8 protein-coding genes are annotated in these 14078 nt (G+C 58.9%); 2 read left to right on the top strand and 6 right to left on the bottom strand.

Annotation, left to right across the window (positions count from 1 at the left end; translation table 11 throughout):
- Positions 1-6 precede the first annotated feature (6 nt).
- The 3 genes from C7477_RS00600 to C7477_RS00590 form a co-directional block, all read right to left on the bottom strand.
- Positions 7-1254: a restriction endonuclease subunit S gene (locus tag C7477_RS00600; protein ID WP_110747573.1), complete on the bottom strand. Its 1248-nt coding sequence runs from the start codon at positions 1252-1254 to the stop codon at positions 7-9.
- Positions 1244-2734: a type I restriction-modification system subunit M gene (locus C7477_RS00595; RefSeq protein WP_110747570.1), complete on the bottom strand. Its 1491-nt coding sequence runs from the start codon at positions 2732-2734 to the stop codon at positions 1244-1246. The genes C7477_RS00600 and C7477_RS00595 overlap by 11 nt, the downstream gene beginning before the upstream one ends.
- A 151-nt stretch (positions 2735-2885) precedes the next feature.
- A complete protein-coding gene (locus tag C7477_RS00590; protein ID WP_181418306.1) occupies positions 2886-6713 on the bottom strand; it encodes an autotransporter family protein in 3828 nt (1275 codons plus the stop codon).
- Between the two features lie 372 nt (positions 6714-7085).
- On the opposite strand from C7477_RS00590, the gene C7477_RS00570 reads away from it, so the two are divergent.
- Positions 7086-9017: a hypothetical protein gene (locus tag C7477_RS00570; RefSeq protein WP_181418305.1), complete on the top strand. Its 1932-nt coding sequence runs from the start codon at positions 7086-7088 to the stop codon at positions 9015-9017.
- Between the two features lie 104 nt (positions 9018-9121).
- Complete coding sequence (locus C7477_RS00565) at positions 9122-10291, top strand: DUF2235 domain-containing protein (RefSeq protein WP_110747553.1); 1170 nt, start codon at positions 9122-9124, stop codon at positions 10289-10291.
- 690 nt (positions 10292-10981) lie between these two features.
- Here the strand turns inward: C7477_RS00565 and C7477_RS00560 are convergent.
- Genes C7477_RS00560 through C7477_RS00550 form a run of 3 tightly spaced genes read right to left on the bottom strand, consistent with a single transcriptional unit; the run spans position 10982 to position 13859 of the window.
- Positions 10982-12097, bottom strand: a complete 1116-nt coding sequence (locus C7477_RS00560; protein WP_110747550.1) for an ABC transporter ATP-binding protein — start codon at positions 12095-12097, stop codon at positions 10982-10984.
- Between the two features lie 2 nt (positions 12098-12099).
- The gene (locus tag C7477_RS00555) at positions 12100-12981 is read right to left on the bottom strand and encodes a carbohydrate ABC transporter permease (RefSeq protein ID WP_110747548.1); all 882 of its coding nucleotides are present in this window, start codon (positions 12979-12981) and stop codon (positions 12100-12102) included.
- Entirely contained in the window at positions 12978-13859 is an 882-nt protein-coding gene (locus C7477_RS00550) for a carbohydrate ABC transporter permease (protein WP_110747545.1), read from the bottom strand. Before C7477_RS00550 ends, C7477_RS00555 begins: the two co-directional genes overlap by 4 nt.
- Between the last annotated feature and the right edge of the window lie 219 nt (positions 13860-14078).

Here is a 14078-nt window from a genome sequence, read left to right as displayed (position 1 = left end):
TGTTTCCTATTCGGCAGCCATGGGAAGAGTGTCGGTTACGCGCTTGCGACCGGTGAGAAGGTCGGACATGAGGGCGGATTTGAGTGTTTCCAATCCACCCAAAGCTCCCGAATTTTCATTCACCGATTGATCGAGTGCTCCGAGCATTTTTGCGATAACCAATTGCTGCTCCATTGGTGCAACAGGAATTGGCAAATCACGGACGTCTTTTACCCTTAGGTGTCCAACGGTCGAGCCGCCAGCTCGGCGGAACATTTCCTTTTTCACGGAAGCGGATTGAAGTGCATAAACTAAGTATGCTGACGTAATCTTATTAAGATCGGGCCTCAAGAACATCATGCGCTGACCTAAACAAAACTCCATAACCGGTGCGAGGCAAACCTCGCCATAAGGTGCTTCACGCGTGAACAAAACGTCGCCGCTCTTAGGCAGCCCCCTCGCTGTCCATTCCCGAAAGCTATCCGGATCGGTGAACTGAAGACCAGCAGAATGGAACCGTCCATTCCGAACATTTGGCGTCCGCACGACAGCGTATCCACGTTCAACCAAAGGCGGGGTCCGATTCTTGCAGTCAATTATGTCTGTGCAGACATATGATGCAGGTGAGATTTTCCATCCGTTAAAATGACCACTTCCAGTGGTCGAATCCTGATCCAGTTCCAGTTCCAGTGGGAACTGCGAGGCGAGTAATTCGGACCTTACCTTTTTCGTCTGCTCAATCACCGCCCGCGTTGCCGCGATGGCCTCATCGACGCTGGACAGGATTTCGGCAATCCGGCGCTGTTCGTGGAGTGGGGGGAGCAAAAAATCGTAGGCTTCGACGTCGCTTGCCGTGACCGCCGGATAGTTCGAGCCTTTCATCCTCGGAGTCAGATGCTTAACAAAGGAGTCTCCTAGAACGTGCTGATATAGGAAGTCGCCATCGACGTTTGTTTTCGAACGCAGAACGGCAAACGCCGTTGACGCCACGAGATTTGAATCCCTCAAAGACACTTTGCAGAAAGAACGCAGGTATGGGCGAACGGTAGAAACCAATATGTCGCCCTGTTGTACCTTCTTGCGTGCCCGACTGGGTGCTTCAGCAAACGCAATCAGGCGTGGTTCCGACATCACCGATGGCCCACCAACTGTAGCTACATCAATATATTTTAATAAGAAATCTGAAGCGGTGTTCGCTGCGAGGTTCTCCGGATTTATATCAGCCACCTGTCCAATGGTGACTTGCTGCCACCCCTCCGGCACTTCACGCGACATAGCCAAGCTCCCGCAAAAAGCCCATCATCCGCGTTTCCGCCGCATCCCGCTCGCCCTGCAGGGCCACCAGCTTTTCCACTTCCGCCGCGACATCCACCTCTGCCGCCTCTTCGCCCAGATGAACATAGCGGCTGATGTTGAGATTGAAATCATTGGCCTCGACCTCGCTCACCGGCACCACCCGCGCCAGACGCTCGGCATCGGCAAAATCGTCATAAGCTTTCGCAAGTGCGGCCAGATTGGCATCCGACAGATGGTTCTGCGCCTTGCCTTCAACGAATTGCTGCACGCCGTTGGCGATGAGGATTTTGCCGCGCCGGTCCGCGGGCTTCTTCTTGCGCAGGATCAAAACGCAAGCTGGAATGCCCGCGCCATAAAACAGGTTCGGTGCCAGGCCGATCACCGCCTCGATCAGATCATCGCGGATCAGCCCCTCGCGGATGCGGCCTTCCGCGCCGCCTCGAAACAGGATGCCGTGCGGCAGCACCACGCCGCAGACGCCGCCTTCCCTGAGGCTCGCCACCATATGCTGCACGAAGGCGAGATCGCCGTAGCTTTTTGGCGGGCAGCCATAGCGGTCGCGGCCATAGGCATCACCCTTAATCCAGACATCATGGCCCCAGCTTTTCAGCGAGAAAGGCGGATTGGCCAGCACCCGGTCGAAGGTGCGGATTGCCTTCACGCTCTCGCCGGTCAGATGCTTCGGCTCCCGCAGCGTATCGCCGCGCGCCACCTGGGCGTCGTCGATATCATGCAGGAAGAGGTTCATCTGGCAGATCGCCCAGGTATTGAGGTTCTTCTCCTGCCCGAACAGGGACAGGCTCTTGGGGTTCTTGCCCTGCCGCTCCAGATGATGCACGGCCTCCAGCAACATGCCGCCCGAGCCGCAGGTGGGGTCATAGATCGACATGCCCTCTTCCGGCTTCAAACATTCGACGATCAACCGCACGACCATCTTCGGCGTATAGAACTCGCCGCCCTTCTTGCCGGCATCATCGGCAAACTGCGCGATCAGATATTCATAGGCCTGCCCCAGCACATCCGGCTCGACATCGCGGTTGCGCAGGCGGTGGGTCTCGAAATGCTGGAGCAGCTTTTCCAGCATCGCATCCGGAAAACGCTCCTTGTTGTTGAAATCAACATCCTGAAACACGCCGCGCAGCTTCATATTCGCGTCTTCGATCGCCCGGAAGGCTGAATTCAGATGCGTGCCGATATCCGTGGTGTGCTTGCGCACATCCTTCCAGAAATGCCCTTTTGGAATATCGAAGCGGTGCTCGTCGGAATCCGCCGCCAGCTGCGCGTCGTGATAGCGCGCCAGCCGTTCCTCATACTCCTCCTCCCAAACGTCCGAGAGGCGCTTGAAGAACAGAAGCCCGAAAATGTAGTGCTTGTAATCGCCGGAATCGATCGATCCACGCAGGATATCCGCCGCCCGCCAGAGATGGGTTTCCAGCTGCGCTAGGCTCAATGTCGGCATATGCATTTCCCTCAAATCTGCCGCAGCCGATTTTGATCAAATCGGCGCTCGCCGGCAAATTATCCGGACAAAGGCGACAAAGCGAATGGAAATTTCGCCCTGTGAGACGCCCCCTCTGGCTTGCCTGCCATCTCCCCCGCATGGGGGGAGATTACCATTTCACCTTCACCCCCAATTTGCCGTTCAGCTCGTAGCTATCGGCGAAGTGGTCGAGGCTGGTGTCGATGGTGGCCTCGCCGTAGAGGGCATATTTCCCATCGGCCCAGCTATAGGTGCCGCCGCCTCCGATGCCGCCCCAATAGCGATCGTTCGCAGTGGCGAAGGGAACGCCCGCCACTTCGATCTTGCTCGCCTTGCCGAACTCATAAGTGAGATTGGCGATGGCATAGACATTGGCCCGCGTGAGCCGGCCTTGCGCGTCACGCCAGGCCTGCCCGTAATCCGCGGCAAGCCCGGCCCGGCCTTTCAGACTGCCGGTCTCGTCGTGGCTGACATGCGCGCCGAACGTATCTTCGAAACCATCGAACTTCACCGCCGACCAGACGAGTTGCGCCTGCGGAATGATCGCCCATTCCGGTGTGACCGCGACCCGCTTGCCTGCTTCAAGGCTGAGGGCATAGCCGAAGCCGTCGATATCGCCGGCGAGCGAGCGGCGCGCCGTGTCCGAATTGAGGTCGTTGCTATACCATGTCGTCTGCGCCACGGCATCGGCATAGAGCCCATCATCGCCATACCAGGTGAGCGTGCCGCCGAAGCCGTAGCCGTTGGCATCGATGCTGCCCTGGCCATGGACGGAGCCGATATCGGCCTTGGCATAGCCATAATGCGCGGTGATGCCGCCGATCACGCTGCCCGCCGCCGTCTCGTAGAGCTTGCCGTCGAGGCCGGCCTCGAGGCCATAGGTGTCGACATCATACTGCGTGGCGCTGGTGGAATAGCGCGGCTCGTAGCGGCCATGCGAACCTTTGACACGGCCCCAGACATTGGTCGCCGCGTCGAGATAAGCACCCGCTTCCGGCGCGGGCGCGGCTTCCGCCGTTCCCGGCCCGTCGCCCTCATTGAGCACCGGATTGGCCGCGCCGCTCCAGTAGCGGTTGCCGACGCGCTGGCGCAGCGTGCCGATGGCGTTCAGCTCCTGCAACACCGAAGAATAGGCCTCGTAGACCGGCACGCCGGCCTGATAATGGGGCGTTGGAGGCGGCGGGCAGTCGCTGCCCTGGCAGGGCGGCGGGGGCGGCGGCGGAGGGGGTGGCGGTGGCGGCGCCGGCATCAGCACCGAGCGCAGATACCAGTCGCCCGGTTGCGGGCCGCCCTTGAAGAGCCGGTAGGCATAAGCACCGCCGACCACCGCCGGATCGCCCTGATAGGTATAGTCACCGACAAGCGTGAAGACACCATTCGAAACGCCATCGACCTGGATAACCCGAATACCGTCAGTGGTCAGCGCGCCCTGCCCGCCATCCTTCTTCACCGCCAGCATTGAAGTGCCCGATGTGTCGCCCTGGACGATGAGGCGGTCGGTCGGCGAATTGTCATCGCCGAGCGCGGTGTTGATGCTGACGGTTCCGCCCTGTCCGGTATAATTTCCGGTAACGGTCAGCTCGGTTCCCGGCGCGGCCCCGCGCAAAGTGACATTGCCCGCATTGGCAAGCGACGCAATCGCCTGGTTGAACCCTGCGGCGTCGAGCGTGCCATTCTGCCCGACACTGAAGGCGGAGGACGGGCTGAATACATTGGCCGCGCCTGCCTGAAGCGTACCATCCGTTACATTTGTCGGGCCGGCATAGCTGCTTGCCAGGAGAATCCGCAATTTGCCGCCGCCCGTCTTCGTCAAGCTTCCGGGACCGGAAATGGCGCCGGGAACCGTCAGATCGGCATCGGTCTTGAAGGTGCCGCCACCGGCATCCAATGTTACCGCGCGCGTGGTGGTCGAAAAAGCGATGGTATTTTCCAGCGTGCCGCCATTGAAGGTAAGCGCGCCGGATGGATCGCCGAGATTGGCATTGGCGGAAACGGAGAGAATGCCGGCATTAATGTGAGTGCCGCCCTGATACTGGTTGGTCCCGCTCAGCGTCGTCTTGCCGCTGCCCTTCTGCGTAAGGCTGCCGGTGCCGGTGATGGTACCGGCAAGAGCGGTCGCGCCATTGTTGTTCACCACAAGGCTTGCATCATCGACGATATCGCCCGTGATGGAACCATCCGTCGTGCCATCGCCCAATTGCAGCACACCATCGGAGATTGTCGTGCCGCCGGCGTAATTGCTGGTTCCCGTCAGGATCAGCGAAGCACTGCCAATCTTCGTGAGGCTTCCGGCGCCGGTAATTCCCGATACCGTCAGATCGTCATCGGTCTTGAAGGTACCCCCGCCGGCATCCAGCCGCACCGCGCGCGTCATCGTAAAAGCAGCGGTATTTTCCAGCGTCCCGCCATTGAAGGTGAGCGCGCCGGCTGTGGCGCCGAGTGCGCCGTCGGCACCAATGGAGAGTATACCGGCGGTCAGCGTCCACGGCGTTACCGCGGTGGTGGTATTGGCCAGCGTCCACACGGTCGCCGGTGCCGCTGCATTCAATGTAAAAGAAGTGAAATTCGTATATTTCGTAGGATTTGTCGACTGTGCGCCGATTTGGGAGGCGTCCAGAGTTGCAATGGCGGCACCGCCGAGAATCAGACTGCCGCCAGCCGCGCCGCCATCTATTTGGCCCACGAAACTATACCCGAACTGTATTTCCAGACTGGCATTGGTTCCCACCAATTGTACGGCATAGCCCGCAACTCCGTTCGTCGCGCCAGTCCCGGCTTTTCCCCCTGCAATCGAGCCGCTATTGATCACATGGTTTGCGTAAACACCATAACCGCCATTGCCGCCAGCCGTAGTACCATTCGTGCCATTTCCCCCTGCAATCGAGCCGCTATTGGTCACCTGGTTTGCGTAAACACCATAGCCGCCATTGCCGCCTGTACCCGCATTGCCACGCCCTCCGTTTCCGCCAACGACTCCATGAGTGATTACACCGTTGCCCGTGCTTTCATTGATAAACGTCGCGGTGCCACCAGTATCGGAAAAGCCTGCGCCGCCATTGCCGCCTGCTATACCCACCGCGCCATTGCCACCAGCATCTCCGCCAGGGCCTCCCTGCATGACCGCATTTGCGGCATTGGTGATGGTGCCGGTGGTGTTGAAGACCATACCAAATCCGCCATCACCACCCTTTCCGGGAAGATTACCCGTAACGGCTCCGGTTCCCTCCTGCCCGCCAGAACCACCCTTGCCACCAGTGATCGTTCCGGTGTTTTTGAAATCAAGATTGCTGGCAGGAGCAATCATAAAAAAACCAGACCCGCCATTGCCCCCGTCGCCGCCGCTGCCACCGGTATAGGCTCCGGCGGACGCATCGCCTCCGCGCCCGCCCGCACCACCATCACCGCCGAGTAAACTGCTGGAATTGGAGAGCGGACCGCCAGCAACCCCCGTCAATATACCGCCGTGGCCGCCGCCACCACCACCGCCGCCGCCGCCGCCATATCCGTCCGCAGTTGGGCTGGCCCCCTCGCCCCCTCCCTGACCCGCGTTACCGCTGGTCGGCGCTATATTGCTCGAGTTATTGCTAAAATCCATCCCCATAGCGCCGGCATTACCGCCGCCGCCGCCTGAGCCACCGCCGGTAGGGCCGGCCGAACCGGGCTGGCCCGGCCCCACCCCGAGCTGACTACCAAGATTACCGCTGCCGCTCGTTCCTCCCGATTGCACAACGCCACCATTAGATAAGTCCATCCCGGCGCCGCCCCCGCCCCCGCCGGAATTGGCGGCATCAACCGCGCCACCAATTCCCGGCCGCCCCGGCCCCTGCTGTTCGCCAGTGCCGCCGCCGCCGCCGCCATTAGTCTGGCCAGCCGCAACCTGCCCCGCATCTCCGCCCTTCCCCCCGCCATACTGCGGAGGCGGCGGAACGGCCTGAGAAAAGGCCGGGAGGACGGACAAAAACAGGCCACCAGCTGCATATACAGTGGAAACCAGAAGCCTCTTGCGGTTATTCTGGTTGGATTTATTTCCATGTGCATCAGTTATCGCCAGATGACGCATGTATTTTCCAATTCACTTAAAATACAAATCGAGGAAATATTATAATAATTTCAATTGGCGTCAATCTTATGGTGAATAATTTATTGCCAGATACAGATTCATTTACCTAAAATACTAATACTTTATCATTATTGGATGCAAGTTGCGGTCGCCATCCACCAGAGCTTATCGAATCAACACTTGCGTAGCGCCTTTCAGAAACCGCTTGCCTAAGCTCGTATAAGTTGTTATTTGCATCCAATAGTAGAATTTTTAATGGATAGCGGTACAATGACAATAATCACATCCGATAATAGCCAGAACGTACAGATTCCTGAGAAAATCGTAGTCAATTCGGGCGGCGGTTCCGGCGGCAAGGGACCGGGCGGCAATGGCGGCGCAGGCGGCGGCAGCGAAGGCGGCGGCACGGGCGGCAATGCGGGAACGGATGCCGGATTGGCGGGAACGCTGCAAGGCGGCGGGAATGGTGGCGGTGGGGCGCTTGCCGGCGTGGGCGGCCATTTCGGCGAGACCTACCCCAGAGGCGGAACGGTCCCTTTTGACGTCAAGGGCGCAACCGGCGGTGCGGGCCAGAATGGCGGTGTGCTTGGCGGTGGCGGCGGCGGCGGCGGCGTCGGGGTGAGCGCAAGCGCCATGCTCATTGTCAGCGCGACAGTCACCGGCGGAGATGGCGGCCACGGCGGAGTCGGCGCCAGCGGCATAGCGGGCGGCGGAGGCGGCGGCGCCGGGGTGGTTTTCACCGGCCCGGGCAATGTCACCGTCAATCCATCTTCCGCCACGATACGCGGCGGCGGCAGCAGCGGCGACGGCGCACATGGCGGCGGCGGTGTCGGGCTTTATTTCCGGGGCGACCCAACCGGGAGCGACACCCTGGACAACAGCGGTGCTATCGCCGGCGGACAATCTGTCGGCGGGGGCGGCGGCGCTGGCGTGGTGCTCGCCGGAAATGTGACCCTGAACAATAAAGGATCGATCAGCGGCGGCAACGCACATGCTGCGTTTGCAGGCGGAAAAGGCACCGGCGGCGCGGGCGTTCTGGTTCTGGGCGACAACAATACGATCAATCACACCACTGCCGGCAGCCGGATCGATGGAGGCGAAGCGCCTGATGGCACGGTTACCATTCCTCCGGGCATTCTTGTCGAGGGCAACAACAATAAAATCATCACGGCGAGCGCGATTTCAGCCGGCACAAACCTGCAAGACAAGGAGCCGGGGCCCAATGCAGTTGTCATCGGCGGCAAGAACAATACGCTTGAACTCCGGCGTGGATATTCGTTCTCGGGTAATGTGATTGGCGCCGGAACTGGCAATGTGGTTGGCGCCGGCCGCGGCAATAGTCTTGTGCTGGGCGGTTTGCTTGATGAGGCAAATTACGATCTGTCCGCGTTTCAGGGCTTTGATCAGTATCTGGTGACCGGAGGCATCTGGAATGCAACGGGGGTTACCGCAGATAACAAACCATGGACAGTTGAAGCCGGCGAACTGCAGTTGAACAATGGCACCATTGAAGGGTATCAGGCGGATTGCACGGTGAACGGCGGCCAGTTGGTGATGCACGATAGAAGTAAGATCAATGGTCGAGTTTGGCTGAACGGTGGCGAGCTGTCAATGAAAGACAGCCTAATTTATAACACTATTATGATGAACGGCGGTCTGCTTTCTATGATTGGCAGCGCATCTCCCAATGGTATTTCTATAAACAGCGGCGTGGTTTCCATGGTCAATAGTACGGCCTATAATGGGATTGATGTGAGCAACGGCAGTATAGTTGTGAACAATTCTAGCAGCGGAAATGGCCTTGTGATCGGGAATGGCGGCTCTGTTGCCGTCGCAAGCCAAGGCTTTACCGTGGCTAGCGACATTGACCTAAGGGCAGGCACACTTGGCATAGGCGGCAAAATTCTCATCACCGATGGCGGAAGTTTTTATAGCGACGATTCCAGCAACATTCGTTACGACTTCTCCGAAGCAAGCATCAATAGCGCCGATGCGCTGATGATGGAAGCCAGCGACAGCGCGACCCTCAATGATGTCCGCGTGGATGTTATCGGCGATGTCGCAATGGCCCCAGGCGTTTATGGGCTCATTCAGGCATCCATGGGCATCAGCGGCACCCCCACGTCAGGGACCTTGCCGCCGAATTCCACATTGAAGATAAGCAGCGACCTCACTCGCCTTGATCTTATTGTATCCAGCTGATTTACGAGGCATCACTAAATATTATTGCGCCATATCCCCAAATTTTATCAAAGCACGTGGAATAATTTATTTAAAAAGCAAGTAATACTCATTAATTGATAACAATGCCAAAGAACATTGTTATCCTATTCGACGGAACCTCCAATGAAATATCAGCCGACCGGACCAATATTCTTCGTCTCTATGGAATGCTGGAGAAGAGCGAGCGGCAATTGGTTTATTACGATCCCGGCGTCGGCACGCTCGGCGCGGAGAATGCGTGGCTGAGTTTCTGGAGCAAGACGGTTGAAGTCTGGGGCATGGCGACCGGGTGGGGTCTCGACCAGAATGTCAAGGCGGCCTACCAGTTTCTGGTTGAGAATTACGACAAAGGCAGGCGGAAAGGGGAAGGCCCGAGCGGGCGGGATACGATCTATCTCATGGGGTTCAGCCGGGGCGCCTATAGCGCGCGGGTGCTGGCCGGGTTCATCCACGCCATCGGCCTGATCAAAAAGCCAAACCTCAATCTGGTCGACTATGCCTATCGCGCCTACAAGCGGATAGGCCGGCGGAACGAAGGGAGCTTCGCGGAAGTGCGGCTTTACGAGCGCATTCTCGACCCGGACCGCCCGCCCATCCGCCTGCTCGGCCTTTTCGATACGGTCGCCTCGGTGATCGAGAGCGGGCCCTACATACCCCGCCTCGCCTCCACGGCCTTTACGCAAAAGAACCGCAGCGTTGAATCGGTTCGCCACGCGGTGGGTATCGACGAACGGCGCACGATGTTTCGCCCGCTGCTTTGGCCCGAGGGCGAGGAATATTGGGGCAACCCTTTCAATCGCGGCGCCGCCAGACGGCAGGATGTACGCGAAGTGTGGTTTCGCGGCGTCCATGACGATATCGGCGGCGGCTTGCCGGAAGACAAGAGCGCGCTTGCGAAAGTTTCGCTTCAATGGATGATGGAAGAGACAATGCCGATGGGCCTCATCTATCGCACCCAATCGGTCAACGAGATCCTTTACGGAAAAAAGCCCGCAAGGCACCATGTGGCGCCGGACCCGCTGGCGCCTATACACAATTCGATGAACTGGGCGTGGGCGATCCTGGAATTCCTCCCCTCCCGCCGCCCGCAAGGGTCCAGGCGGCCCGCCTTGTTCGGGTGGACTCTTCCCTTGTTCGAGCGGCGCGTGATCCCGGACGACGCCTTTATTCACGCTTCCGTACTGGAGCGCGCCGAGGTGACGGGCGCGTTGCCGGAAAATATGCCGGCGGAATTCAGGGTTGAAGGACCATAAAACCCGCGTTGCACATTTCACACATTGTTTACAATTTTCACAATCCCGTGTGGCGGCATTCCTTTTGGGTTGCGTGAGCGATAACGGCTTGTTACATTGTGTAACCGTTCGCCAAATCGCGTCGGGCTTGGGCGGGGGCGCCCGGTTGCCGCGGCATCGCCAAAAAGGCGGTGCGAAGATTCACTGAGATAGGGCGTTATTGCGCATTTTGAGCGTAACGCACTAGGAGGTTGAAATGAGCGAGATAACGAGAAGCGCCATTTTTTATTCGATGATGATCATCACCCTGAATGTGGCGATTGCCGTCAGCGTGATGGGACACGATGTCCTGTTGCGGTAAAGATTTAGAGTAATAGTGCAAAAGGGCAGTAGGAAAATAAGGTCATCGTCCGACCTTGTTCTCCTACTGCCCTTTTGCTTGGTGCGAGGCGCGCGCATGGTCGTCATTCTCGGGCTTGTCCCGAGAATCTGCCATAAGAAAAAGATAAGCGATTACCGTCCTGACAGATTAGGCCACGGTAGATTCTCGGGACAAGCCCGAGAATGACGGCGAGAGGGGAACTGCTTCAAGCTAGTTCTGAAACGCCTTAGAGCGGTATGCAATTAAGTTGAATCGGGCATTCCGCTCTAAGCCTTTGTTTTAGCCGCATGTTCTTATCCGAAAAGTCTGCAACTTTTCGGGATCATGCTCTAAACCCTCATCTGACTCTTCGGATCGAAAAACACCGCCTTGTCGAGATTGAAGGCGAGTCTGGCCTTCTGCCCCGGCGCGATGTTGGCGTCGGCGCGCAGGCGGGCCACTACTTCCTTGCCGCCGAGACGCGTGACGGCGAAGGTATCCGAACCGGCTGGCTCCACCACCTCGATCAGGCAATCCCCTTCCGCCAGTGATTTCGCCTTGCGGTCGGCACCGTCAGGATCGGTCAGCGCTTCCGGGCGGATGCCGAAGATGATTTCTTTTCCCTTATAGGCGGCAAGACTGCTGCCGCCCGCGCCATTGACCGGCAGGACCAGGGGTTCATCCTGCGGGCGAGCGAGCGAAACGCTCAGGCCCGACGGGCCGTCCTCAACCTTCACCTTGAGCAGGTTCATCGCCGGCGAGCCCATGAAATCGGCGACGAACATGTTGGCCGGGCTGTTGTAGATTTCCGCCGGGGTGCCGAACTGCTGCAGCACGCCATCCTTCAGAACCGCGATCTTGGTGGCGAGCGTCATCGCCTCGATCTGGTCATGAGTGACATAGACGATGGTGGTCTTCATGCGGTGGTGCAGGCGCTTGATCTCCGTGCGCATGTCGACGCGCAGCTTGGCGTCGAGGTTGGACAGCGGCTCGTCGAAGAGGAAGACCTGCGGATTGCGCACCAGCGCCCGGCCCATGGCGACGCGCTGGCGCTGGCCGCCGGAGAGCTGGCTCGGCTTACGATTAAGCAGATGGCCGATCTGCAGCATCTCGGCGACGGATTTGATCGCTTTCTCGCGCTCGTCCTTCGGCACACCGCGGATTTCCATGCCGAAGCCGATATTTCCGGCCACCGTCATGTTGGGATAGAGCGCATAGGACTGGAACACCATGGCGATATCACGCTGCGACGGGTGCAGCCCGGCGACGGATTTGCCATTGATGAAGATTCCGCCTGACGTGATCGGCTCCAGCCCGGCAATGCAGTTGAGTAGCGTTGACTTGCCGCAGCCGGACGGGCCGACCAGAACGAGGAAGCCGCCCTCATCGATCTCGATGTTGATATCCTTGAGGATCGGCACGGTGCCATAGGACTTGGAAAGATGCTTGATGGCCAGAAACGACATGACTATCCCTTGACTGCGCCGGACATCAGGCCACGCACGAAGTAGCGGCCGGCGACGATATAGACGATGAGCGTGGGAAGGGCGGCGAGGATCGCGCCCGCGAAATGGACGTTATATTCCTGCACGCCCGTGGAGGAGTTCACCAGATTGTTGAGTGCCACCGTCATCGGGATGCTGTTCGCATTCGAAAACGACGCGCCGAACAGGAAGTCGTTCCAGATATTGGTGAACTGCCAGATGACCGAGACGACGATGATCGGCCCCGAGGACGGCAGCAGGATGCGCCGGAAAATCTGGAAGAAGCTCGCGCCGTCGATCTGCGCCGCGCGGACGAGCTCGGTCGGGAACGCCGCGTAATAATTGCGGAAATAGAGGGTGGTGAAGCCAAGGCCATAGATCACATGGACGAAAATCAGGCCCGGTATCGAGCCCGAAATCTTCATCCACCCCAAGACCCCCGCCATCGGGAGCAGCACGATCTGGAACGGGATGAAGCAGGAGAGCAGCAGCATGCCGAACAGGATATTCGATCCGCGGAACGCCCATTTGGTCAGCACATAGCCATTGAGCGCGCCCAGCACGGTGGAGATGGCGACGGCGGGGACCACCATCAGCAACGAGTTGATGAAATAGGGCTTCACGCCGGTCGGCTGGACGCCGATCTGCGCGGTCGACCAGGCGGAGAGCCATGGCGCGATCGTCCACTGATGCGGGAAGGCCAGCATGCCGCCCTGGCGGATTTCCTCCAGCGGCTTGAAGGAATTGACCAGCATCACATAGAGCGGCAGCAGGTAGAAGACGACGAAGACGATCAGCACGGCGTAAATGAGCCCGCGCGTCAGCCTGCCGTGGTTGATGACATTATCGGGGCTGTTGGCGCTCATTGGCTCTTCTCCCCGCGCAGTTCCGAATAAAGATAGGGGACGATGATCGAGAAGATCATGATCAGCATGATGATGGCCGACGAGGCGCCGATGCCCATGGAATTGCGGGCGAAGGTGTAGGAATACATGAAATTGGCCGGCAGCGTGGTCGCCTGCCCCGGTCCGCCGCCGGTCATCGCCACGATCAGATCATAGGATTTGATGGCGAGATGGGCGAGGATGACGAATGCCGAGAGGAACACCGGGCGCATCAGCGGGATGATGATGCGCCGATAGATCGTCACGGTCGAAGCGCCGTCGATCTGGGCCGCCTTGATGATTTCGTTATCGACGCCGCGCAACCCCGCCAGGAACATGGCCATGACGAAGCCAGAGGATTGCCAGACCGCGGCGATGACGATGGTGTAGATCGCCATTTGTGGGTCCTTGATCCAGGTGAAGCTGAAGCTCGTCCAGCCCAGCTGGTGCATGGTGTTTTCCAGCCCGATACCCGGATCGAGGAACCATTTCCAGGCCGTGCCGGTGACGATGAAGGACAGCGCCATCGGATAAAGATAGATCGGGCGCAGCAGGCCTTCGGCGCGGATCTTCTGGTCGAGCAGGATGGCGAGGCCAAGCCCGATGGTGACCGAAAACAGGATATAGAGCGAGGCGAAGATGGCGAGATTCTCGATCGCCGTCCACCATTGCGGCAGCATCCAGAGCTTGCGGTAGTTCTCCAGCCCCACGAAGCCATAGGAAGGCAGCATCTTGCTGTCGGTCAGCGAGAGATAGCCCGTATAGAGGATAAATCCGTAAACGAAGATCAGGATCAGGAAGAAGCTCGGACTCACCACGAGCTTCGGCAACCAATCCTGCATGCGGTTACGATAGTTCATACGCCTCACCTTGGCGCATGAGCGCCTTATTCTTTGATATTTTCGACTAATTCCACCCCCCTCTGCCCTGCCGGGCATCTCCCCCTCAAGGGGGGAGATTGGCCTTCATCGACGCCCGGCATCAATCGCATACGTTGAAGGATGCGCGGCGAAGACCGTATCAGCCAATCTCCCCCCTTGAGGGGGAGATGCCCGGCAGGGCAGAGGGGGGTGTATTAC

This window comes from Paramesorhizobium leguminum, assembly GCF_003217235.1.
Classification (GTDB): domain Bacteria; phylum Pseudomonadota; class Alphaproteobacteria; order Rhizobiales; family Rhizobiaceae; genus Paramesorhizobium; species Paramesorhizobium leguminum.
This window is presented reverse-complemented; position numbering and strand designations above follow the sequence as displayed.